Raw genomic sequence first — 23,360 nt, 5'->3', positions numbered from 1 at the left:
ATCAAAAAGCCGGTGTAACGGAATTGAGAACGTTACACCGGCCATTAATTAACCTGTTGATTTAGGACGATAAAGAATAAAGTGGGCAATTAAAGCGAGACATTGATAAGCTAGCGCTAAGAGACAAACGGCGACCCAGCCACCGAAGCTCCAAGCGAGGGCGCCAAAGAATGAACCGGAAGCACCACCCATGAAATAGGCAAACATGAAGACGGTATTGTTGCGACTACTAGTGGCTTCACCAAGCATTTGGACCCGGGTTTGATTGGCAACCTGACCGCACTGGTTTCCGACATCTAATAAAACAATCCCGAGCATTAGAATCGGCATGAAATGCCCCCAGAATAAGAATAAAAGATAACTGATGGTCATCATGAATAAGCCAGTGGCGATAATAAAGCGAGGTGATTTAGCATCGGCTAAGCGACCGATAATTGGTGCAGCTAAAGCACCAGCCGCACCAAGGATTGCTAATAGACCAACGGTACCACTACCGAGACGATAGGCGGGACTGGCCATATAGAAAATGAGTGTCGACCAGAAAATACTAAGTGTCCCAAACATGAAAAAACCGTTGATGGCGGCTTCCCGTAACAGCCGCTGGTGCGCGATAAGCCCTGGAATTGAACTGATTGTCTGCCAGTAGCTTGGCCCGTTTTTTGGACGGGAATCCTTAGGTAATTTGAGGGCTGCCAGAAGGATTAAAAGCGCAATCGCAATTGTAGCGATGAGATACACCCAACGCCAATGAATGTAACTACTAATAATGCCGCTAAAGCTTCGGGATAGGAGCACACCCATTAGAAGACCACTGAGAATGGTGCCGAGCACTGCGCCCCGTTTTTGTGGTTGAGCGAGGACGGCTGCATATGGAATGATGATTTGAGGAACCACTGAGGTGAGGCCAATCATCAAACCAGTCAAGGCAAAGAAAATGAAATTGGGTGCTAGGTAAGCGGCTAATAAGGATAGTAAGGATAAGCCAAGCATCCGTAATATGAGCTGGTAACGGCTCATCACATCACCAAACGGGACAATCAGCAACAAGCCAAGTGCATAACCGACCTGTGTCAACATTGCAACAGTCCCGACCGCACCACTTGTAACGTGGAAAGTGGTCGCTACGAGTGCTTGAATCGGTTGGATGTAATATAGATTGGAGACGGCAACGCCGGTAATAAAAGCCATCAAAAGGATTAATGGCTGCGTAAGGACTGTTTTTTGCGGAGCACTTTCTGACATACTAGGGTGGACCTACCTCTCTGAATAACGTTCTTTTAGAATTTGAAGTGCATTGTCGAATTCAACTTGGGCTTCCGGTTCTTCTTCACGCTTTGCGGCTGTTTCTAGAAAGTCTAAAATTTCAGGCGTGACATCGCGCACTAATTGACTGAGCGCCCAAGCAGCAGTGCCGCGAATGACAGGGCGCGGATCAGTATCGATGAGTTCGAGTAACTTCGGAATCGCGGTGCGGTCTTTCACGTTGGCGAGTGCGATAATCGCATTGCGTTGAAGTGGCTTTTTGCCACGCCACGAACCAGCAAGGTGTCCAAATTGAAGTTTGAACTGCTTGTTACTGATGGTTAGCACGGGCTGTAATTCGGGTATCACAGATTCTGGATCTGGCTCCATATCAGGATGGAAGTGGAAGTCTTTTCCTTTATTAAACGGACATACTTGTTGGCAAATATCACAGCCGTAAATGACACTGCGAATTTTTGGTCTGAATTCTTCGGGCATGAACCCTTTGGTTTGTGTTTGATAGGATAAGCAACGCTTGGCATTGAGGCGGCCATCGCCCATTAATGCCTGTGGTGGACAGTAATCGATGCAGCGCGTACAGCTGCCGCATTGATTGGCCATCGGTGTGTCTGGTTCAAATGGGATGTTGGTAATGATTTCACCAAGATAGACATAAGAACCGAATTCGGGTGTAATTAATAAACCATTCAAACCGATGAAGCCCAACCCAGCACGTTGCGCAACAGCCACATCGCTCAGTTCGCCTGTATCAACCATTGGCTTAAAAGTAATTTCAGTATCTGAATCAGCAAGTGTTTCGATAGCGCTGATCAGCTGGTCCATCTTATCGCGCAGAATATCGTGGTAGTCAATCCCCCACGAAGCGCGGGCAAAACTACCGCGTTTAGCACCAGTTCGCGCTGGCTTATTGATGATTTTTGTTGGATAGGCAAGAGCAATCGCGATAATCGATTTAGGTTGGTCGAAAATTAAATCTGGATAAAGGCGTTCTTCAAGCACTTTATGTTCGAATCCAGTCGAATGACCATTTGCTTTTTGTTCCTTAAGACTTGCTTCTAAATAATCAAAAGGCGCTGCCGATGTGAAACCAATCTTATCGATGCCGATGGTTTTGCTCGCCTCAATCACTTGTTCTTTTAAAGTGGGCATTCAAAGCCACGCTCCTTTTTTAAGTTTCATGTGAAACAAATGGGTTATGCTAAATAAATTTTGCGCAGGTCAGCTAAGTCGTGTTGGCTTAACTGGAGATCGTGTGATAAATAGTCTTGCAACGAACCATTTTCGGATTCAATCGCTTGTTTGGCGGTATCGAGGTAATCTTGATGAACCGTTAGTAATGACTGATAACTTTGGAACACAGACTGGTTCTGTGTTTTTTGTTGTAGTTTTGCAAGCGATTGGGTCACGAAAGCGGCAGAAGCTTGATTCGTTAATAAGTAATCTGTGCGAATCGTTTCTTCTGGAACACTGAGTGCACTCAACAAGAAAACAGCGCCCATCCCAGTACGATCTTTACCAGCCGTGCAGTGAAACAGTAAGGATTGGTCCTCCTTATCGTTTGCTAGCAACAAGTCGAAAAATTGCCGGTAAGCTTGCTTGGAGTGATCTTGGTTAATTAAGTCGACATAGACTTGAATCATATGTTCATGACCACTTTTTGGATCAGCACTGAACGTTTTAAAAAGATCAGCTTCTGATGCCGTACTAGCCGTTTCATCAATTTTGAAAACGGGTAAGGATTCATAGATTGCATTGGCAGGGACCTTGTCTGGTGACTTGGCAGTTTCTTCAGGTGAGCGAAAATCAACATCATAGCGCACGCCATAATCAGTTAAATAAGCTAAATCATGTGGTGTTAGGTGGGCTAGACTAGCGGAACGTAAGACTTTATGCCATTTAAGGGTCCGGCCGTCTTTTGTTTGATAGCCGCCCAATTCTCTAAAGTTATGGCCTTTTTCAAGTGGCAAAATGCGGTGTGTCATATGCGTCAACTCCTTATCCAATGATACCAATATTGTAGCATATTTAATGGGCAATCAACTTAACTTGTCAGTATGTGGGGAGAAACAGTATGATAGGGGTATTAAGAGTGGAGTGAGCAGATGATTACGTATTTTGAAATGACACCTGAGGGCCAGTTGGTTGAAGGAACCTCTGAAAAAAGTGCCGACTGGATTCATTTTGAAGCACCAACTAAACATGAGATGCACCATTTCGCTAAAAAATACCACTTACCAGCGGTGTTATTTGAGGTGGCCCAAGATATCAATGAAGTCGCACGGTATGAAACATTTACAACGGACACCGGTGAAGTATTGACCCATATTTGTTTACTGGTACCAGTTAAAACCCATGATTCAGAAGATCATGCGGAATATATTACGCGGCCTTTTTCGTTAATCATTAGTGGCCAGACGTTATTAACTGTGGGGCATCAACAGTCCGAGCTCATCGATGAAATACTCACGTTAGAAGGCCTGGATGGTCAAATTGAAACGGTTGCTCTAAAGAGTGTTTCGGCCATCTATCAACGTTATTTAGCGGCTTTAGCGGTCGTTGCGCAACAGATTGAACAATTGGAAGAAAATGTACATGTTTCGACACGCAATCGGTTGTTGTATGCACTCAAGTCTCTTAAAAAGAGTGTTGTCTATTTGGATTTAGGGCTTAAGAGTAACCAGCAAATTATTCCGCAAATTAAGGCAACTCCATTATTTGAGCGCGTGTCAGGACATACAGACTTACTGTATCGGATTGACTTGCAGTTTGCCAAGTCCGATAAGGCGATTACAACGTATCGTGAGTTATTGGCACAGTTAAGTGATTTGCTTTCAGATATTATTTCAAACCGATTGAATAATATTATGAAGACACTAACATCACTCTCAATTATTCTAACGGTTCCGACAACGTTAGGTGGTTTCTGGGGGATGAACGTACCGGTCCCGCTAGCCGAGAGTAAGTTAGGGTTTCTCGTGCTATTAGGATTGTCATTAGCCATTAGCCTTTGTGTCGGTTGGTGGTTAAAAAAGAAAGACTACTTCTAATTAAATGTTCGCGGAAGCGCTTCGCTTTTTTGCTTGAATTGTTTTTCCAAGCGGTATATTCTTAAAGTGTAACAGGTGCATATAGAGAAAGTGAGATGAACAACATGGTTCAAGAATATAAAAGAATACTCGTCCCAGTTGACGGCTCTGAAGAAGCTGAATTAGCACTAAATAAAGCAGTGTGGGTTGCTAAGATGAATCAGGCGCGCTTGGATATTTTGAACGTTTTGGATACCAAGCAATTTGCAGGGAGTTATAGTGGCATGCTTTCAGGAGACGCTATTTTCCAAATCTCTGAAGATGCACAGAATTATCTCAACAGTTTAAAATATGATATCCAAACCAATGACGGTTTGAAAGATGTCGAGATTCATGTGCGGTTTGGTAATCCTAAGAATGTTATCGCACGCGACTTCCCGACAGAATATCAAACCGATTTAATCATGATGGGCTCTACTGGCTTGAATGCAGTTGAACGGATGTTGATGGGTTCTGTGACAGAATATGTTAACCGCACAGCTATCTGTGACGTGTTAATCGTCAAGACTGATGTTGAAAATCGCCCTTATCAAAAAGCAAGTAAGAAAAAATAAATAACAATCCCAAAGGCTAAAAAGGATGAATTCTTTTTAGCCTTTTTGCGTAGTTCAATTTAGGAGGTGGTAATAATGACAAAAGCTGATTGGATGTATGATTCACCTGAGTTATTGGCGTATTACCAAACAGAGTGGGGAAAACCGGAACATGATGACCAACGCTTATTTGAACTATTATGTATGGAGTTGTATCAGGCTGGCTTGAGTTGGCGGACTGTATTAAATAAGCGTGCTGCCTTTCGGACAGCATTTAAAGACTATGAAATTGCCAAAGTAGCGCAGATGACACCAACCGAAATTGAGCAGTTACTGACCAATCCGGCAATTATCCGCAATCGTGCTAAGTTGAATGCAACGGTCAATAATGCACAAGCCGTCCTTGCGTTACAAAAGAGTGCAGGAAGCTTTGATCAGTATCTATGGGGCTTTGTTGATGGACAGCCAATTGTAAATCGGCCCCGAACTTGGGCGGATGTCCCCGCAAAATCAGAGCTATCGATCCAAATCAGCAAGGATTTAAAACGGCGGGGCTTTCAATTTGTCGGACCAGTCGTCATCTATTCATTCTTACAAGGAGCTGGCGTAATTGATGATCATCTGATGTCACAGTAACTTTTTGGTGCAGTCAGTCGCGCTAATATTGCGGATGGTGTATTATGGAGGGATAGAATTCATTTAGATTAATTAAAGGAGTCCCACATATGACACAGGATAATGTTCGCCAATTAGCAGATTGGTTAGAAGAAAACATGGCAGCAATTGCCGATCGCAAAGTGCAATTAAATCCAGAAACAATTTTTGCTGTTTTGGATGATTTTGGCGTTTTAAATAACCCGGTCGTTAAGTATTTTGATATTACAGAAGAAACATATTATCAATCAGAGTCAGATCATAAATTAACGTTATCAGATGACCACAAATTATTAATCGATGTGACCGATCGGATTATGGTGACCCACGTGGATGGTGTTTTAGCTGAAAACAAAGTCAACTTTGAATACAGCCACGAAGCTGTTTATGAAGATCAATATCTCGTTAAACGCGATTTAGAAGTGTTGACATATGGTTTGGCTGTCATTGGTGCAGTGGCTGCAACCGTTAAACATAACTTAATCCAAGCTGATTTGTCTAAAGATGCTGTGTTGAGTTTAGCTTTGGCTGCGCAAAACATCGCTAATTGGCAAGCAAAATAATCCAGTAAAGGTTGGCAAGTTAAATGGGAGCAGTGCTAGAATTGCGTGATTTTTCGCAAAAATATCAGCGGCGACAACTTTTTAAACGTCTCAATTTACGGATTGATCGGCAAGCTTGTATCGCGATTACTGGGCAAAACGGCGCGGGGAAAACCACGTTGCTTAACGTACTAGCAGGATTGACGAATATTGAACGCGGGACACTGGAGATTGCACCGAAGATGCGGATTGGCTATATGGCTGAACAACTCGCACCAAATGGACTGACACCTAAGACTTATTTGCGGATGCTAGGAGAATTAGATCAGTTTAGCAATCGAAATTTAGAAGGTCAGATTAATGAATTAGCCTATGAATTTGGGTTAGCGGCGGCACTTAATACACCGTTAAATCAATTGTCACGCGGTAGTCTGCAAAAAGTGAACTTTGTGCAGGCGATTTTGCGGACCCCAGATATTTTATTGCTAGATGAACCGTTGGCTGGTCAAGATGGAACGACCCAGATGCGGATGATTCATTGGTTGAAAGACTACCGCCAAAAAGGGGGCGCCATCATTGTCGGCACTAACAACGCTTTTTTAATCGAACAGTTGGCTACTGAAATTTATGAACTAGATGCGATGCGGCTATTGCCGATTGAAGAATTACCGCAGCCGGAAGAAAAGGTGATGCGGTTAGAATTTGCAACTACACCGCGATCACTCGCACTTCCCGCTACTTTACAACAGTTAGCTTTAAAAATTGTTGATGGTACGCGGTACGTCGTCTTGTATGCAAATATCAAAAATAGTGATGAATTAATTCAAGCAATGTTAAAAAGTGGCTTTAGCCTAAGGGGGTTACGTTATGAAGTCCTTTAGTGCACAGTTACGTTTGCATCAGAAAATGGTTTTTGATAATGGGAATTTGTGGGGGCCTTTGCTATTTTGGATAGTGGCCTTATTAGTCAATTATGCGGTGCAACCACAAGATTTCGTCGGCAGCCTCGCTACATTATTAATGACACTGTTTATCTTATTGACGTGGTTGACCTACAGTTACATCAATCAATTTCCCCTTCAAATGGAAAAACTTTTAATTTTAAAATTAAAGAAGCAACGCCGTTTTTATCTCAGTTTAATTAGCTATCTCATCTTGTTGGGATTATTCTTTGTCCTAATTGGGATGGGAAGCTTGGCAATTACTTACGTGCTCAATGGGCACCACGCTTTTGGTCGAGGACTTAGCTGGTGGGATTGGCTAGGCGGGACCTTAATGTTGACGAGTATTTTACCTGTTTCAGTAATGACCGGTTTGTTCTGGCAACGGCGAATTTTAGTGAATCGCCGGATGGCCGGTACGTTGACCATCTTGATGGTGGTTCTCGGCAGTTTAGGTGAAGCGATTGTCAATTACTGGCATCCCTACCTCTATATTCTGGGGATTTTGCCACCCGTTTCGACCATGGCGCAACTCTTCAACACGTTGGGACACATTTCGCTAGTTGATATTTTATTATCATGGGCAATGAGTCTTGGTTATAGCTTGGTCTTATTATTGATTGATCAATTAATTTTAAGAAGGCGTAAATTCCTATTTTAAGAAGCTGACAGGCTGCTATAAGCGGTTTGACAGCTTCTTTTTAAGTTGAATTAAGCGGTTACGGGTGAAAAAATCTTAAAAATGTGGCATGATTAAAAAGAATTCAAATCATAAAAGGAGCTTTTATAATCTATGACAAAAATTGCAATCGCTGGCTCAGGCGCAATGGGCAGTCGTTTTGGTTACATGTTACAATCAGCTGGAAATGATGTTGTGTTACTTGATAATTGGGCAGAACACGTTCAAGCAATCAATACCAATGGCCTGACGGTTGTAGAAGCGGGGCACGAACCCGTTCAGGTTCGAATTCCGGCTGCTTTGCCAACGGATATTAAAGAAGTTCAAGACGTCATTATTTTATTCACAAAATCGATGCAGCTAGTCGACATGTTACAAGCCATCAAACCCTTAATCGGTGCTAAGACAAAAGTAGTCTGTTTATTGAACGGTCTCGGGCATCCCGAAACGATTGAACAATACCTGCCCAAAGAAAATATTTTTGTCGGCATTACACTTTGGACGGCGGGGTTAACGGGACCAGGTGCGATTACATTAACAGGCTCTGGGAATGTCGAATTACAAAATGTTGATCCAGATGGCAAAGAATCGGCACAAGCATTAGTTGCCTTGTTGAGTGCGGCTGGCTTAAATGCGCAATATAGTTCAGATGTACTCTTTTCAATCTGGCGTAAAGCCTGCGTTAATGGGACACTGAACAGCTTGTGTGCCTTGTTAGACTGTAATATTGCACAATTGGGCCAAACCCCACAAGCGCAACAACTCTTGCGTTCAATTGTGGCGGAATTCTCAGCGGTTGCTGCAACAGAAGCCGTTGAATTAGACATTCCCACGACGATTGCCCACATCAGCAAGATGTTTGCACCAGAACAAGCAGGTGGTCATTATCCTTCAATGCACCAGGATTTAGTGCAACATCACCGCTTAACCGAAGTGGATTACTTAAATGGTTACGTGGCACGCAAAGGCGCCGAAAAGCACATTGCGACCCCAGTCAACCAATTAATCACGGAATTAATTCATGCCAAAGAAGCATTATTGATTAAATAAACGAGGAGTCTTAACTAATGACAGAAAAACGCCAATTAAATATCGAAGTTGAATCAATGCACTATCAAAAATTATTAATTGCTATCGATGATGATGACACAACCTCATCCAAACGGGCCTTTAACTATGCTTGTACGCTTGCTAAGGCCTATCAAATTCCATTAGGGATTGTCAGCATTTTGGAAACCGGCGATTTGAACATTTATCAATCACTCTCACCAAACGTGGTTGAAGGGCGCCGAGAAGAAATCGCAACCGATCTAGATGTTTATGTTCAAAAAGCGAAAGAATTCGGGGTTGAAGATGTGACGCCGATTTTAAATGAAGGTAATCCAGGACACGTGATTGTTGAAGAAGTGATTCCTAGTTTCCAACCAGACTTGGTCATCTGTGGTTCAAAGACGAAACCATCTAAACATTTAATCGGGACACATGCGAGCTATTTAGCGAAATACGCGCCATGTTCAGTCACAGTTGTACGGTAAATTAAGTATTTGGAGATCAGACGAATGATAGAATGTACACAATGCCATATTAAATATGGGCGTAAATTGCACCAATGTCCCAATTGCGGTCTAGTGCACCAATCAACGCAAACAAAACAGCAAACATCGCTCCTGCAACAATACTATCAATTTTTAGCGCGGAGTTTAAAACAACCGCTAAAGGTGCAATGGCAGTGGGCCAACCTGTGGTTTGGCTTAGTCACGTTTGGTCTGGTTATATTAATGAATACTGCAACGGCAAGTTTGCTCATTGCCAGTTGGTCAGAACAAATTGGTGCGGTTGCTGGGGTGATGGCGTCACAAATTGTCTTGCGCCAACGGCTAAACTTATTACCGCTTGATATGAAGGCACTCGGTGGACAACTATTTATTCTGGTGGTTGTTTTGGGAATCGGATTTTTACTCAAGCGTTACTTATTGAAGAAGACGACAACCACCTTGCGCGCGTATCTAACGGAGATTAGTGCGTACAGTGGGATAACCGTTATTTTAGCATTAGCTGCGCTGTTGGCTGCTCTATGTTTCGGGATGACCGCCATCTGGTTCGTCTTAATCATGGTTGCAGTGATGTACGTCAGTTTGAACATTGCGGTTGGGATTAGTTTATTTCAAACTCGATGGGCAGCTTTTGATCGCGTCTATGCTATTTTATTATTTGAAATCTTAACCCATGTTGTCTTGGCAATTGGCATTAGCCAAATCGTGATTTTAAACCTACTAACAGGACTCTAAAAAATAAAAGTGCGTATTTTGGTACACTTTTTCAAAAGAGGTTTATCATTAGAGTTGTAAAAAAGAAATGGGAGGTTTTTAATATGGCAGCAGCTGTTGAAAAAACATTGGTTTTAGATATGAAGATGTCAGAAGCATTTGATTGGAGTGACGATAACACAATCGTCCGTGATGCTTTGTGGGATCACTATATGGAAGCCAACGGCCGGAACACGGATAAAACCGTTGAGGCAATGAAACCCTATCTTAAGATGAGCGACGCGGAAGTTAGAGAAAAGGCAGAAGCGCTTTTAAAATAAGGCAATAAAAAAAGACCCGCTAATCATTGTTGATTAGCGGGTCTTTTTTGGGTAATCCTCAAAGCCAACCCGTTTGAGTCAGCACGCTAACGAAAACGGGTTTCATCTGCCATATCTTTCCCGCAGAATCAGGTACTTTGATTTGAAACGTGCTTCCTCGAGCTGCCTTTTCCGGTTAACCTAAAAACGGGCATTATGGCTGAAAAATCGCCATAATACCCGTTTTTTGGGTAATCCTCAAAGCCAACCCGTTCGACTCAGCACTCTAAACGTGCTTCCTGTCGCAGTAATTTCCGCTTAATCTAAAAATAACATAAATCCTAAAACCTGGATTTATGTTATTTTTGAATTAATGCTCAATGACTAAGCGCGACAGTCAGCACTCTAATCATACATATATTCTCTTGTCATTGGGAGGTCTCTTGCGCTGGGGCCTTTTGATACGAGGTATTGAATGACATCAATGTTCCCAGATTCAAACGATGAGGCACATGCTTGGAGATAGAGATCCCACATGCGGACGAATTCTGGACCTGCTTTTGGTAAAATGACGTCTTTTTGGGCGTTAAAATTAGCAGTCCAGATTTCCAGCGTTTTTTGATAATGGCGCCGGAGGGGTTCCATGTCGGCAATTTGTAGTTCGGCATTGATAATGTGTTGTGTATTTTCAACTAAACCGGGTACATAGCCACCTGGGAAAATATACTTATTAATCCAGGCATTGCGCGCACCGCCTTGTTGACGGGTAATCCCATGAAGGAGGGCAACCCCATCATCAGTGAGGTAGTCAGCGATATCTTGGAAGTAGGCACCAAGATTTTCTTCACCAACGTGTTCAAACATCCCAACACTGGTAATGTAATCGAATGGGGCGTGTTTGAGTTCGCGATAGTCAACAAGTTGGACGCTAGCAACATCGCTAAGGCCCTCGTCATTAATCCGTTGTTGAACGAAATCATATTGTTCCTGACTCAAGGTAATCCCGACCACTTTGAGATGATATTCTTTAGCGGCGGTTAACATGAGGGTGCCCCAACCACAGCCGATGTCGAGCAATGTTCGGTTAGGTTGTGGATTGAGCTTGCGTAAAATATGGTGCACTTTATTAATTTGTGCTGTCTCTAAATCATCAGTTGGTTTTTCAAAATAAGCACATGAGTAAGTCATTGTTTTATCCAACCAAAGTTGGTAGAAGTCATTCCCTAAATCGTAATGACTTTGGATATCTTTTTTACTTGCCTTTTCTGAATGCGATTGTTTTGGAATCAGATGAATGTAGCGACTATTACGCATGAAACTGTCTGCGCTAGTGTAAGCCGCCGTTAATAGTTTTTGAAGTGGGGTATCTGTTGTATTACTTGTCACTTCAAGGTCGCCAGCCATGTACGCTTCGCCGAGGGCTAATGATGCGTTGCTGGACAATTGTTTGATGGGAATCGCTTTTTTAAAAGTAATCGCTACTTCAGGCTCTCCAGAACCATAGGTTTCGGAGCTACCGTCCCAATAGTTGACGGTAACAGGGAAATCAAAAGAGTGTTGTAGTAGTTTCTTATAAAAAGTTTTTTCTAACATACCGAAAATCCTTTCTAGGTGTAAATTTGAAGTACCAGAGTAGTATACGACTATTTTTAAAAAGATGTAAGTTGCAACTATCGGAATTCCAGAATATCCAATTAGTTCGAAGTGTTGTAAAATAATGATATAGAATTGCCATAGGAGGAAATTGCGTGAGTTTATATCAAAAATTTGTGACGAATCAGCAGTTAAGACGAGTTGTAGTGCTCTTAACGTTGATTGGGGTCATCTATGTGTCACGCTCGATGATGAATATCATTTTGCTGACGTTCATCTTTACTTTTTTAGTGACTCAATTAGTACGAAAGGTCCAACAGTATTCAAAAATTCCGCCCGCAGCTGTGGTTGTGCCGCTTTATATGTTGGTGATTTTTTTAGTGTATCTAGCAGTAACGATTTATGTGCCACAGATTGCTAAACAGTCAATTAAATTAGGCGAGAGTGTCTATAATTTCTACCAAAGTCCATCATTTGATGCGAATCAATTTATGCGAACCATTGGGGATTACATGAAACAGTTCAACTTGACGGATCAGTTGAAACACGGTGTATCAACAATCGTTAATTACATCACCGGAATCGGAACAATGGGCGTCACAATTGTCTTATCGTTTATTTTGAGTTTCTTTTACACAATTGAGCTAGACCGATTACCGCAGTTTGGAAAACTCTTTTTGAAGAGTACTTACGGCTGGTTCTTCCAAGATATCATGTATTTTGCTAAAAAATTCGTGAATACCTTTGGCGTGGTAATTGAAGCCCAAATCTTCATTGCAATTGTGAATACAGTGTTAACAACGATTACGTTAACGGTAATGAAAATGCCTAATATTCCGAGTTTAGCCATCATGATTTTCCTATTGTCGATGGTACCGGTCGCAGGAGTCATCGTTTCATGTATCCCATTGTGCATTATCGCCTTTTCAGTCGGCGGAATTCAGTATGTGGTTTATATATTGGTGATGATTTTAGTCATTCATGCCCTAGAAGCATATGTTTTGAATCCGCGATTTATGTCGAGTAAAACACAGCTGCCAATTTTCTTTACATTTGTTGTTTTATTTGTAGCAGAACGTTTCTTAGGAACTTGGGGGTTAATTGTTGGATTACCAATCTTTACGTTCTTTTTAGATGTACTAGGTGTGAAGACCATTCAAAAATCGGGTAAAAAACAAAAAAAAGCGGCTAATTGACGCGGTTAGGATCCGCAACAAGGGTGGCCAATTGGTTAAGATCGATTTGCAATTCGATAGCAACAATAAATAATGCTTTTAGTGATGGGGCAGCGCCTTTTTCCCACCGGAAGATCATTGAGCTACTAATCTTGGTATTATATTTTGCGCTGAGTAGATCGGCGAGCTGTTGCATTGTTAGATTCTTAGCAGTTCGCTTATCGTGTAGTAATTGTCCGAACATTTAGCACCGTCCTTTATCACGCGTTTGACTTATAAGTTTAATTATATGACAAATGACGTCAATAAGTGAACACTTGGGACTAAAGTTTTTAATTGACAGAGTTCTTACATTATCGTAATATTCCTAATGTGGAACGGGATTGATAACGTTTCTTGGGGGTGCTGAATGTGGCAGAAAAATTATTTGTTCTATCAGGTTATTTAAAGGGTCATGATTTGAAACAGCAAGTTGTTGCTGATGTATTGGGCAAAACATTAACGACGGCTAATCGTAAGATTAGAGGGAAGATTCCATTTACCGTCAAAGAAATTCAATTACTACATGACCGCTTGGGAATTCCAATCGACGTGTTTTTTTAAGAATAGTTCCTAATCAGGAACTAAGTAATCAGTTTTAAATGAACCAAATAAAAATAACCCTGTCGACTGAAAATCGTCGACAGGGTTATTTTTATTGGCTATTTTGCTTTAAGGAGTTCTAATTTACCTTGAACAATCATTTCGCAAAGATCAGGATAACTGATACCAAGCACTTCTGCTTCTTGTGGAATTAATGAAAGTGGCGTCATCCCAGGTAATGTATTTCCTTCGATCACGTGTAAGCCATTTTCAGGACTCCAGAAGAAGTCGATGCGGGCGTAGTTCGTTAAGCCAAGTGCTTGCATAGCATCAAGTGCCATTTGTTTCATGGCTTCGTGCACATCATCAGGTAAATCGTTTGGTGGTGTGACAAATTGAGTGGTATTTCCAGTCACGAATTTGTGCTCAAAGTCATACCAACCGTCATTAACGACGATTTCGATGGCAGGTAATGGTTGACCATTAATCACGCCAAGTGAGAATTCGCGACCTTTAATGAATTCTTCGATTAAAGCTTCGCGGTCGAAACGAAGCGCATCTTCGACAGCTGGTTGTAACTCAGCTTCGTTGTGCACGATATGTGTCCCAACACTTGAGCCACCGTTACTTGGTTTTACCACGACAGGGTACTCAAATGGGATTTCTGGCATGGGTTGGTCGCGATAAGCAGCGACAAACCGAGCAGTTGGAATTTGGTTATATAATAAGATTTCCTTTGAAACCTTTTTACTCATTGTAATACCTGCTGCGAGTGTGTCACTACCGGTATAAGGAATTCCAAAGAGATCGAGAACCGCTTGGACTTTACCGTCTTCGCCATCGCCACCATGAAGTGCGAGGAAGACAATATCAGCAGTTTTACAAATCTCTAAGACATTCGGGCCAAAGAGTTGTGTTGAACCATCAGTACGTAATGCGTTGATGGCGTCGTCTGTTAAAACTTCGTCGCTGATGTCGTAATCTTTTTCAACAGGTGTTGAAGAATAAAGATCATCGATTGATGCGACGTCGTGCAAATCATTTCCTAAGAAAAGATCAACGAAAGCAACGTCATGGCCTTTCGTTTGTAATGCATTGGTAATTTTGTGTCCAGACGTTAATGAAACGTTACGTTCGGTACTACGCCCGCCCGCTAAGACAACAATTTTCATATGAACCTACCTCCGAATATTTTTGGAACCTTAAGTATAGCACAAAACCATATTAGGCGGGTATCAAAAAGCTGAAAAATCAGTGGTCTAGTTTAAAAATTGGCACTCAACAACAGCGAATGCTAATTACTTGCATTTCATGATTAACGGACTAGAATAGAGTTGTAAAGATTAAGAAAGGAAGTTTTAGAGATGGCAAACGAATTAATGAATGGTCGTCAAAATTGGCTAGATAATTTTGGTGGAGATGATTGGTTCAAGAATTTCGGTCAGCAATTATTGGCAATGTCGCCTGAAACGGACAACTTACTCAAAACAGATGTTAAAGAGACCGATAAGGATTACCAATTAGCGGTTGATTTACCAGGACTGGACAAGAAAGATATTCACGTGGATTATCAAGATAATACATTGAAGATTAGTGCTAAACGTGATAGTTTCGCTGATCATAGTGACAGTCAAGGCAATATCGTTCAAAGCGAACGGCATTATGGGCGCTTTAGCCGGCAATTCTACCTACCTGGTGTCAACCGGGATCAAATCGATGCGCAATATCAAGATGGCGTCTTACAATTAATGTTACCGAAGTTAAGTGAATCAGACCAACCAACGAACCCAATTGAAATTCGTTAATTAAAAAAGCGGCACCAACCATAAAATGGTTGGTGCCGCTTTTTGAGTTATAGAAAAAGAGAGGCGTAAAACAATATGAGACCTGCTACAAGAGTACAACATTTAAATTTGGTGAGTAAGGCAATCCGCCGCTGTTGAATGGGTGAATCGAGTGGGAGTATGACGACTTTTAATTCATTTTCAGGATGCGCTTGTAGATAGGCTTTCCAAAAAGTATGCTGTGCTTGAAAAGTCGGCAACTTAAGGTAGAGAAACGCGATAAAAATGAATGCACTCCCCAAAAGACGGATTGCAATGTTCAGGGCATCTAGATAGAGCGCTGTTAGACAGCCACCGATTGATAAAAAGAATAAAAGGACTAACCAAGATGTTAAAGGAACAGCTTGCTTGTAAAAGGATGCGTTGAAATAAGCTTGTTTCATTGATTGTTGCGCTTTGTAAGCTTGGTCATCCGTGTCAGGATATTGGTCCAAGAAATTTTGCTTGAGTGTTGGCTTTAGCATATTGAGACGCACGATAAAATAAGATGAACTGATAGCTAACAGGCAACCAATAACGGTGAGAAAAAAGGCTTGATTTGGGGACAAAATAATACCTCCTAATTGATAAATAATTGTAGTATAGCAAATATTTATCAACTATTAAGATTTAATCAGTAATTTTAATATTTCATTGAGAGATAATGCGCTTTCTAAATAGTAGATTGTAAAATTAATCCGAACGCTGTTCGGACAAAAAAGATCAGCTTCCTTTAAAATGGTGTTTACCACAAACCCATCTTTTAGGAGCTGATCTTTTGTCTAGTATAACCTATTCCGAACGAATTAAAATCGAAACCTTTTGTGAACTAGGGCTGTCCAATATCCAAATGGGCGTTCGGCTGAACCGATCACCGTCAACAATTTCTTATGAATTATCTCGATGTCAACCTTATCAGGCTGAATTAGCACAAACAGATGCCGAATACAAGCGATCACGATGTGGTCGGAAAACTAAGCTGAGCGATGAGTTAAAGCAAAAAATTCTCAACCATTTACGTCTAAGCTGGTCACCAGGAATGATTGCTCACGAATTTAAACTAGCTACTAAATCTATTTATAATTGGCTAAATCAGGGGAGAATTGGTTTCTCCTTGAATGATCTACCTGAACATGGCGTACGCCAACGGCGTAACGTTGACCAACGATCCAAATATAATCAATCTTTGGGGCGATCAATTGAACAGCGTCCCATGATGATTAATCAACGTAAGCGCATCGGCGATTTTGAACTAGATACAGTCGTTGGTCCTCGTGGGCATAGTAAGGCAGTTTTATTAACTTTAATCGATCGCAAATCACGGTTCCTTTGGGCATACCGGTTAAAAGATCGGACGACAGCGACTGTTAATGAAGCACCAACTAAGTTCCTAACCACTTTTAATGGTCCGGTGCACAGCTTTACTGTGGACCGTGGCAGTGAGTTTAGTGGGCTAGTATCACTTGAATCACAATATGGTATTAAGACCTATTACTGCCATGCTTATACGCCAGCTGAACGTGGTAGTAATGAACGCTTTAATCGGAATTTACGTTATTTTTATCCTAAAGGGACTCGTTTTGAGCACATTAGTGCTCAAGATTTAACGACGACGTTACTCCAAATTAACCAGCGACCGCTTAAAATACTCGACTGGCAAACACCGTATCAGGTTATGCTGACAAATTTGTCCAAAAATTCGGATTAAATTTGTAATCTACCAAATGAATACGGTATAGTTAAGGTAATGAAAAGTAGGGGGTTGGGGACGTGCTGACTTTATCACATTTATCCAAAAGTTTCGGAACGATGCTAGCGGTCGACGATGTTTCATTTACGGTTAAGTCGGGCGAAATATTAGGCTTAATTGGTCAAAATGGAGCTGGAAAGACAACGACCTTTCGGATGATCTTGAATTTCATGGCACCAGATACGGGAACTATTCTCTGGAAAGGTCGCGCGTTTACCGCTGCGGATTATGACCAACTTGGCTATTTGCCAGAAGAACGAGGATTGTATCCAAAGATGACCGTGGAACAACAAATTTTGTACTTTGCACAGCTTCGTGGGCGCAGCATCGCAGACATCAAACCACAGATTGATGAGTGGTTGGTGCGCTTTGGGGTGAAAGGTAAGCGGACTGATAAAATCAAGGATCTTTCAAAGGGAAATCAACAAAAAGTGCAGTTGATTGCGACTTTGATCCATCAACCGGAACTCATTATTCTTGATGAACCCTTTAGTGGACTCGATCCAGTGAATGCAGAACTTTTAGAAGAAGGTATTTTATGGCTTAAAGAACAAGGTTCAGCAATCATTTTTTCGAGTCATGATATGACGAATGTTGCGCGGATTAGTGACCGAATTGTGATGTTGCGCGATGGGCAAGTGGTGCTCGCCGGTACAATCGATGAAATTCGGAATCAGTTTGGCCGAACGCAATTATTCTTAGAAGCACCGTTAGCACGCGAAACTTTAGCAAATATCAACGGTGTTTCACGTGTAACACAGCACGGGCAGCGGTTTGAATTAACTTTGGCAGACGAAACGGTTGGTAAAACGATTTTCGACTTAGCGACACAAAATGGCTATATCCTAGAGTTTAGTCAACAAGCACCAACGCTCGATGAAATCTTTAGAATGAAAGTGGAGGAAGGCCATGTTTAAGTTTAAGGTGATTTTTAAACAAGTATTTCTAAAGAATATTAAAAGCCCAGCGTATCTAATCATGATTTTGATGCCAATTGTGATGCTCGGGATTACGTTTGGTGTGAGTCGCTTGATGGATCATAGCAAAGAACCCGTTAGAATTGCTGTTTTGGCGCCGCAACCAGCAGAACAGAGTGAATTACAGCAGTTAAAAGGTAAAACATATCAAATCGATCAGCAGATTACGACTCGGGAACAAGCCACCAAAGCGCTCCAGAAAGAGCGAATTGATGGCTATTTGTTGTTGAGTGAGGAAAAAGGACAGACAATCAGTCGCTACTATGAACGAAAAGATAGTCCATCATTTGATGCGAGTGTCTTAGAGAATCAGTTAAATCAGATTCATTTAGTAGCTTTGGCGCAACAAGCAGGCGTTGCACCTGAACAGATCCAGAAATTGATGACGCCAACTGTCATTGCACCAGTGACGGTTAATTACCAGAATGGTCATGAAAAGATTTCCCAGGAAAACACTAAAGAAGTGGGCCAAATTATTTCAATTGGAATTACGGTCTTAATGTTCATCTTTATCGTGAATTATGCTGGAATGATTGCCCAAGAAATTGCGACTGAAAAAGGGTCGCGAATCATGGAAATCATTCTATCAAGTGTTTCGATTGAAATTCAATTTTTCGCGAAGATTGCCGCGATATTAGCCCTATTACTCACCCAAATTACTGTCTATATTTTAGTTGGGATTGTCGGGTTTCAGTTTTTGAAACAGCAACTACCGTTAGCAGAGTTATTGCCGATTATTCGTCGTGCTTTGGTTGCGCCAGCAATGTGGTATGCAGGAGTCTTTTTAATTATTGGGGTATTACTCTACACCGTATTAGCTGCAATGTTAGGCGCTGTTGTGTCTCGAATGGATCAGGTACAACAAGCCATTTCGCCATTGATTTTACTGGGCACATTAAGTTATTTGGGTGGCTTTGTACTGGCATCACAGACCGATATTCCATTATTGCGGGCGGTGAGCTATGTGCCATTGTTTTCACAGATTATGTTACCTGTGCGGCTGGCAAACGGTGATGTTGGCGCGTTCGGGGCTAGCATGGGACTCTTCATAGCCATGGCGACACTAATTGGACTGACTTATTTAGCATTAATTATCTATCGCATGAATATTCTAGTTTATTCGGATAAAGGTGTTTTTAAAGCATTAATTGCCACCTATCAGCAACTCAAAGAATCGCGCCAGTAGAAGATTTTTACAACTAATTAAAGCGGATTGATGGTATGATAGAGCCATGTGATTTTAGTAGCAAGGAGAGCGATTGAACGATGCAAAAACGATGGGTAAAATTCGGATTGGCACTCTTAGGGGTGACACTGGTATTGGCAGGCTGTCAAAGTAAGCCAGCGGACAAAGAAACGTTGGTCAAAAAGTCCTATGAAAAAAGTGATTACTATCTCGGAACGATTTGTACATTGCGAATCTATAATAAAGACAAGGAAGCCGTGCTAGATAAGGCTTTTGCGCGGATTAAAAAGTCCGAAAATCAAGCAACGTTAACCAAATCAGGTTCCGAATTGGATAAGATTAATGATAACGCCGGTGTTAAACCTGTACAGGTTAGCAAAGATATGTGGCCACTAATGGAAAAAGCGTTACATTATAGTCAAGAATCGGATGGCGCGTTTGATATGGCCATTGGTGCGATCACAGATTTATGGCAAATTGGGTTACCAGGCGCGCGGGTGCCAGCACAAGCAGAAATTGACCAAGCGTTACCATTAGTCGATTATCATGACGTTGTTTTGAATAAGGCCAAACGTACAGTTTACCTTAAGAAAAAAGGCATGCGACTTGATTTTGGCGGGATTGCTAAGGGGTACATTGCCGATCAAGTTAAACAAGTTTTTAAGGAAAATGGTGTGACATCAGCCGTTATTGATTTAGGTGGGAATGTGATTGTTATGGGGCATTCACCATTAGGGAAGAACAAACCATGGACGGTCGGCATTCAAGATCCGAAAAAGGCGCGTGGAGAATCAGTCGGTACGATTAAAGGCCGTGATATTTCGGTTGTTACGGCAGGGATTTATGAACATTATCTAAAAAAAGACGGGCATACTTACATTTATCTCTTTGATCGCCATACTGGCTACCCATATGAAAATAACCTAGCGAGTGTCACAATTATCTCGCCTAAATCAGTAGATGGAGATGCCCTTTCAAATGCTGTCTTTAATAAGGGGATTGTCGAAGGCATGCAGCTCATCAACAACAAACCGAAGAATATCCAAGCCATCATGATCACAAAAGATAATAAAATCTATCTATCAAACGGTTTGAAGAAGACGTTTAAACTTAACCAAGATTCAAATTATCAAGTTGAAAAACAATTACCAACGAAATAGCCGCTAAATTGCGGCTTTTTTGCAATTATGGGGGTCAAAGCATTAACGGAAAAAGTGGCAAAATGTTAAAATTGGGAAAGAATCTGCTTTTGAGGAGGACAATGATGACAAACGTGCGAATGCAAGATGATTTTTATACGGCAGTGAATCAAGAATGGTTAAAAACGGCTGAAATTCCAGCGGATAAACCAGCAACAGGCGGCTTTGTCGCCTTGGTTGATGAGATTGATCAGCAATTAATGGCTGATTTTGCTAAGATGTCGACCGCAAAGAACGCATTGTTACAACATTTTCTAGATTATTACGAACTAGCTGCGGACTTTCAAACGCGGGATGCACTCGGTATGAAACCGATCCTACCAATGGTAGCCCGGGTGCAATCTCTCGATAGTTTAGCAACTTACAATCGTGGGTTAGCTGATTGGGTACTTTCCGGGTTACCAACACCATTTGGCTTATCTGTCGATGCTGACATGAAAGACACAGCCCATCACGCGTTGTATGCGGAAGCTAGCGACTTAATTTTGCCAGATAAGACCTATTATGAAGCTGACAATCCCAATGCTGACCATTTATTGGCCGTCTTTACGGATATGATGGTTCAGCTCTTGCAGAAAATTGGGATTGCGCCCGTTGATGCAACGAAGACGGTTAAATTAGCGTTGGCATTTGATCGGTCACTGGCACCTTATGTGAAGAGTGCCGAAGAAGCAGCGGATTACACGAAACTCTATAATCCACAGCCTTTGAGTGATTTTATGCAACAACAAACGACGCTTGATTTTCCACGTTTATTTAGCAAGGTGCTACCTGTTCAACCGGAAAAAATTATCGTGACGGAACCGAAGTATTTTGCGCAACTGAGTCAGCTTGTGACAGACGCCAATTTCGAAACGTTCAAAGCGTGGCTGTTAGTCATGACAGTTCGTAGTTGGAGCGGTTATCTGAATGAAGAGGCACGCCAAATTAGTTCGCTCTATAGTCGTGCGTTATCTGGTAGCAAGGAAGCTCGTCCACAACAAAAGAGTGCTTACTACCTTGCCTTAGGGATGTTCAATCAAGTTGTTGGCGATTATTACGGTCGGCAATACTTCGGTGAAGCAGCCAAGGCCGACGTCCAAAAGATGGTCCAAAAAATGATTGGTGTTTATCAAAAACGCCTTGAAAAAAATGACTGGCTAACCGAAAAAACACGCCAACAAGCGATTGTAAAACTCAACCACCTTGGGATTCATGTCGGTTACCCGGATCAGATTGCCCCTATTTTTGCGAAGTTGGTCACAGTACCTAAAGCAGAAGATGGGACATTATTTGAAAATACAGCTGACTTTATTCGAACGATTGAAACGGAAAATTTTGCGAAACTTACTCAACCGGTGGATCGTAATAAGTGGGAAATGGGCGCTGCCACAGTTAATGCCTATTATTCACCTTCGAAGAATATCATTGTCTTTCCCGCGGCTATTTTGCAAGCACCTTTTTACAGTTTAGAACAAAGTAGCAGTGCTAACTACGGTGGGATTGGTGCAGTGATTGCACATGAAATCTCACATGCTTTTGATAATAACGGTGCGCAATTCGACGAGTATGGCAACATGCATAATTGGTGGCAAGAATCAGATTTAGCTCACTTCAAGACACTTTCGGAAGAAATGATTGCAGAATTTGATGGCCTAGAATATGCAGGCGCAACAGTTAACGGGAAATTAACTGTCTCGGAAAACATTGCCGATGCGGGTGGCTTGAGTTGTGCCCTTGAAGCAGCCAAAGAAGAACCTGATGTTGATTTGGCAGCCTTCTTTGTCAATTGGGCAACGATTTGGCGGATGAAAGCTACAAAGCAATATCAACAATTATTGTTAAATATTGATGTTCATGCACCAAACGCGTTGCGGGCCAATGTTCAGGTCCAAAACTTGGCAGCCTTTTACGAGACATTTAATGTAACGAAAGCTGATCAGATGTACTTAGCACCCGCTAAACGGGTTGCAATTTGGTAAATTAAAAAGGTGCGCCACAATTGTGACGCACCTATTTTAGTAGTGATGGGGGATAAAGAAATGTCAGAAAAAAAACGCATGATTAATGGTCAAATTTATCGGGCGAACGATTCAGAATTGCGAGCCGATATGAAACACGCGCGTGTACTTACTCGGTTGTTTAATCAAACCACTGAAGAACAACAAGATTACCGACGCGAATTAACCAAGTCTTTATTTGCGAAAAGTGGCTCAGATTTATATATTGAGCCACCATTTAGAACTGATTATGGTTGCCAAACACGCATTGGTGAGCATGTGTATATGAATTACGATTGCATCATTATTGATGTAGCACCAGTGACGATTGGGAACCACGTTTTCTTTGGACCTCGTGTAGGACTCTACACAGCTGGTCACCCAACGACGGCACAAGAACGCCGGGATGATCTGGAATATGGTAAGCCAATCACCATCGGGGATGATGTGTGGATTGGTGGCAATACGGTTGTTAATCCAGGCGTGACAATTGGGAACAATGTGGTGATTGGTTCTGGATCAGTTGTGACTAAAGACATTCCTGATAACGTGATTGCAGTTGGTAATCCATGTCGGGTACTCCGGCCGATTGATGAGGCAGAAGAGGCCTACTGGGCGCAGCAAAAAGCAAGTTATTTTGAAGCCCTTGCTAATGAATAAGTTTACCGAGTAGTGTTAAATGGAGTAGTCATCACTAACAAAGCACTAAGCTAAATATCAGCAAACCACCGAGAAAAAGCCGCTAGTACTCTATAAAAAGGGTTCTAGCGGCTTTTTTAAATGTTTGGTGAATCAAACTGGCAGCAAATACTATTCAGAATGGGTCAAACCG

The 23,360-nt window shown here is 41.8% G+C and carries 26 protein-coding genes; 19 read left to right on the top strand and 7 right to left on the bottom strand.

Annotated features, from left to right (window positions below; translation table 11 throughout):
• Positions 1 to 48: 48 nt before the first annotated feature.
• From LCU_RS07795 to LCU_RS07785, 3 genes are read right to left on the bottom strand one after another with little or no spacing between them, the layout of a single operon-like run.
• Positions 49 to 1,242 carry an MFS transporter gene (locus tag LCU_RS07795; protein ID WP_056966467.1) on the bottom strand — a complete coding sequence of 398 codons (1,194 nt, stop codon included), beginning with the start codon at positions 1,240 to 1,242 and terminating at the stop codon, positions 49 to 51.
• Between the two features lie 12 nt (positions 1,243 to 1,254).
• A complete protein-coding gene (gene queG / locus LCU_RS07790; RefSeq protein ID WP_056966469.1) occupies positions 1,255 to 2,412 on the bottom strand; it encodes a tRNA epoxyqueuosine(34) reductase QueG in 1,158 nt (385 codons plus the stop codon).
• A 44-nt stretch (positions 2,413 to 2,456) separates the two neighbouring features.
• Positions 2,457 to 3,245, bottom strand: coding sequence for a tyrosine-protein phosphatase (locus tag LCU_RS07785; RefSeq protein WP_056966471.1), 789 nt, complete (start codon positions 3,243 to 3,245; stop codon positions 2,457 to 2,459).
• A gap of 120 nt (positions 3,246 to 3,365) precedes the next feature.
• On the opposite strand from LCU_RS07785, the gene LCU_RS07780 reads away from it, so the two are divergent.
• The 10 genes from LCU_RS07780 (at position 3,366) to LCU_RS07735 (ending at position 10,285) form a co-directional block, all read left to right on the top strand.
• Positions 3,366 to 4,310 (top strand): magnesium transporter CorA family protein, encoded by a 945-nt coding sequence (locus LCU_RS07780; RefSeq protein ID WP_128486136.1) that lies wholly within the window; start codon positions 3,366 to 3,368, stop codon positions 4,308 to 4,310.
• Positions 4,311 to 4,414: 104 nt separating this feature from the next.
• Positions 4,415 to 4,903 carry a universal stress protein gene (locus LCU_RS07775; RefSeq protein WP_004265855.1) on the top strand — a complete coding sequence of 163 codons (489 nt, stop codon included), beginning with the start codon at positions 4,415 to 4,417 and terminating at the stop codon, positions 4,901 to 4,903.
• 75 nt (positions 4,904 to 4,978) lie between these two features.
• Positions 4,979 to 5,518 carry a DNA-3-methyladenine glycosylase I gene (locus LCU_RS07770; protein ID WP_039098414.1) on the top strand — a complete coding sequence of 180 codons (540 nt, stop codon included), beginning with the start codon at positions 4,979 to 4,981 and terminating at the stop codon, positions 5,516 to 5,518.
• An 89-nt stretch (positions 5,519 to 5,607) separates the two neighbouring features.
• Complete coding sequence (locus LCU_RS07765; RefSeq protein ID WP_004265780.1) at positions 5,608 to 6,099, top strand: hypothetical protein; 492 nt, start codon at positions 5,608 to 5,610, stop codon at positions 6,097 to 6,099.
• Between the two features lie 23 nt (positions 6,100 to 6,122).
• A complete protein-coding gene (locus LCU_RS07760; protein ID WP_056966902.1) occupies positions 6,123 to 6,959 on the top strand; it encodes an ATP-binding cassette domain-containing protein in 837 nt (278 codons plus the stop codon).
• The gene (locus LCU_RS07755) at positions 6,946 to 7,680 is read left to right on the top strand and encodes a hypothetical protein (protein ID WP_056966903.1); all 735 of its coding nucleotides are present in this window, start codon (positions 6,946 to 6,948) and stop codon (positions 7,678 to 7,680) included. Before LCU_RS07760 ends, LCU_RS07755 begins: the two co-directional genes overlap by 14 nt.
• Before the next feature lie 132 nt (positions 7,681 to 7,812).
• Positions 7,813 to 8,748 carry a 2-dehydropantoate 2-reductase gene (locus tag LCU_RS07750; protein ID WP_056966905.1) on the top strand — a complete coding sequence of 312 codons (936 nt, stop codon included), beginning with the start codon at positions 7,813 to 7,815 and terminating at the stop codon, positions 8,746 to 8,748.
• A gap of 17 nt (positions 8,749 to 8,765) precedes the next feature.
• Positions 8,766 to 9,233 (top strand): universal stress protein, encoded by a 468-nt coding sequence (locus tag LCU_RS07745; RefSeq protein ID WP_054644328.1) that lies wholly within the window; start codon positions 8,766 to 8,768, stop codon positions 9,231 to 9,233.
• 24 nt (positions 9,234 to 9,257) lie between these two features.
• Positions 9,258 to 9,986 carry a hypothetical protein gene (locus LCU_RS07740; protein ID WP_035186146.1) on the top strand — a complete coding sequence of 243 codons (729 nt, stop codon included), beginning with the start codon at positions 9,258 to 9,260 and terminating at the stop codon, positions 9,984 to 9,986.
• A gap of 83 nt (positions 9,987 to 10,069) precedes the next feature.
• Complete coding sequence (locus tag LCU_RS07735; protein ID WP_004265779.1) at positions 10,070 to 10,285, top strand: P8 family protein; 216 nt, start codon at positions 10,070 to 10,072, stop codon at positions 10,283 to 10,285.
• A gap of 384 nt (positions 10,286 to 10,669) precedes the next feature.
• Here the strand turns inward: LCU_RS07735 and LCU_RS07730 are convergent, their stop codons facing one another.
• Positions 10,670 to 11,857: an SAM-dependent methyltransferase gene (locus tag LCU_RS07730; protein WP_056966977.1), complete on the bottom strand. Its 1,188-nt coding sequence runs from the start codon at positions 11,855 to 11,857 to the stop codon at positions 10,670 to 10,672.
• 155 nt (positions 11,858 to 12,012) lie between these two features.
• Here LCU_RS07730 and LCU_RS07725 point away from each other — a divergent pair, with 155 nt between their 5' ends.
• Complete coding sequence (locus LCU_RS07725) at positions 12,013 to 13,053, top strand: AI-2E family transporter (RefSeq protein WP_056966974.1); 1,041 nt, start codon at positions 12,013 to 12,015, stop codon at positions 13,051 to 13,053.
• Here the strand turns inward: LCU_RS07725 and LCU_RS07720 are convergent.
• Positions 13,046 to 13,276, bottom strand: a complete 231-nt coding sequence (locus LCU_RS07720) for a helix-turn-helix domain-containing protein (RefSeq protein ID WP_056966972.1) — start codon at positions 13,274 to 13,276, stop codon at positions 13,046 to 13,048. The two genes, LCU_RS07725 and LCU_RS07720, sit on opposite strands and share 8 nt — an antisense overlap.
• A 167-nt stretch (positions 13,277 to 13,443) precedes the next feature.
• On the opposite strand from LCU_RS07720, the gene LCU_RS07715 reads away from it, so the two are divergent.
• The gene (locus LCU_RS07715; protein WP_004271259.1) at positions 13,444 to 13,635 is read left to right on the top strand and encodes a helix-turn-helix domain-containing protein; all 192 of its coding nucleotides are present in this window, start codon (positions 13,444 to 13,446) and stop codon (positions 13,633 to 13,635) included.
• 98 nt (positions 13,636 to 13,733) lie between these two features.
• On the opposite strand, the gene LCU_RS07710 is transcribed toward LCU_RS07715, so the two are convergent.
• Complete coding sequence (locus LCU_RS07710; protein WP_039098404.1) at positions 13,734 to 14,786, bottom strand: D-alanine--D-alanine ligase family protein; 1,053 nt, start codon at positions 14,784 to 14,786, stop codon at positions 13,734 to 13,736.
• 192 nt (positions 14,787 to 14,978) lie between these two features.
• Between LCU_RS07710 and LCU_RS07705 the strand changes: the two genes are divergently transcribed.
• Positions 14,979 to 15,419, top strand: a complete 441-nt coding sequence (locus LCU_RS07705) for an Hsp20/alpha crystallin family protein (protein WP_004271283.1) — start codon at positions 14,979 to 14,981, stop codon at positions 15,417 to 15,419.
• A 47-nt stretch (positions 15,420 to 15,466) separates the two neighbouring features.
• Here the strand turns inward: LCU_RS07705 and LCU_RS07700 are convergent, their stop codons facing one another.
• On the bottom strand, positions 15,467 to 16,006 hold the full coding sequence (locus LCU_RS07700) for a hypothetical protein (protein WP_056966970.1): 540 nt from the start codon (positions 16,004 to 16,006) through the stop codon (positions 15,467 to 15,469).
• A 209-nt stretch (positions 16,007 to 16,215) separates the two neighbouring features.
• On the opposite strand from LCU_RS07700, the gene LCU_RS07690 reads away from it, so the two are divergent.
• The 6 genes from LCU_RS07690 (at position 16,216) to LCU_RS07665 (ending at position 23,188) form a co-directional block, all read left to right on the top strand.
• Positions 16,216 to 17,145: an IS30-like element ISLpl1 family transposase gene (locus LCU_RS07690; protein ID WP_128486134.1), complete on the top strand. Its 930-nt coding sequence runs from the start codon at positions 16,216 to 16,218 to the stop codon at positions 17,143 to 17,145.
• Positions 17,146 to 17,207: 62 nt separating this feature from the next.
• A complete protein-coding gene (locus LCU_RS07685) occupies positions 17,208 to 18,104 on the top strand; it encodes an ABC transporter ATP-binding protein (RefSeq protein ID WP_004271037.1) in 897 nt (298 codons plus the stop codon).
• Complete coding sequence (locus LCU_RS07680) at positions 18,097 to 19,350, top strand: ABC transporter permease (protein ID WP_004271029.1); 1,254 nt, start codon at positions 18,097 to 18,099, stop codon at positions 19,348 to 19,350. The genes LCU_RS07685 and LCU_RS07680 overlap by 8 nt, the downstream gene beginning before the upstream one ends.
• Positions 19,351 to 19,430: 80 nt before the next feature.
• Positions 19,431 to 20,510: an FAD:protein FMN transferase gene (locus LCU_RS07675; protein WP_128486133.1), complete on the top strand. Its 1,080-nt coding sequence runs from the start codon at positions 19,431 to 19,433 to the stop codon at positions 20,508 to 20,510.
• Between the two features lie 104 nt (positions 20,511 to 20,614).
• Entirely contained in the window at positions 20,615 to 22,510 is a 1,896-nt protein-coding gene (locus LCU_RS07670) for a M13 family metallopeptidase (protein ID WP_056966438.1), read from the top strand.
• 60 nt (positions 22,511 to 22,570) lie between these two features.
• The gene (locus LCU_RS07665; RefSeq protein ID WP_004271035.1) at positions 22,571 to 23,188 is read left to right on the top strand and encodes a sugar O-acetyltransferase; all 618 of its coding nucleotides are present in this window, start codon (positions 22,571 to 22,573) and stop codon (positions 23,186 to 23,188) included.
• Positions 23,189 to 23,360: the final 172 nt, after the last annotated feature.

Origin of the sequence: Latilactobacillus curvatus JCM 1096 = DSM 20019, from assembly GCF_004101845.1 — a bacterium.
In the GTDB taxonomy this organism is placed as follows: domain Bacteria; phylum Bacillota; class Bacilli; order Lactobacillales; family Lactobacillaceae; genus Latilactobacillus; species Latilactobacillus curvatus.
Note: the sequence above shows the minus strand (reverse complement) of the source record. Positions and strands in the feature narration are given on the sequence as shown.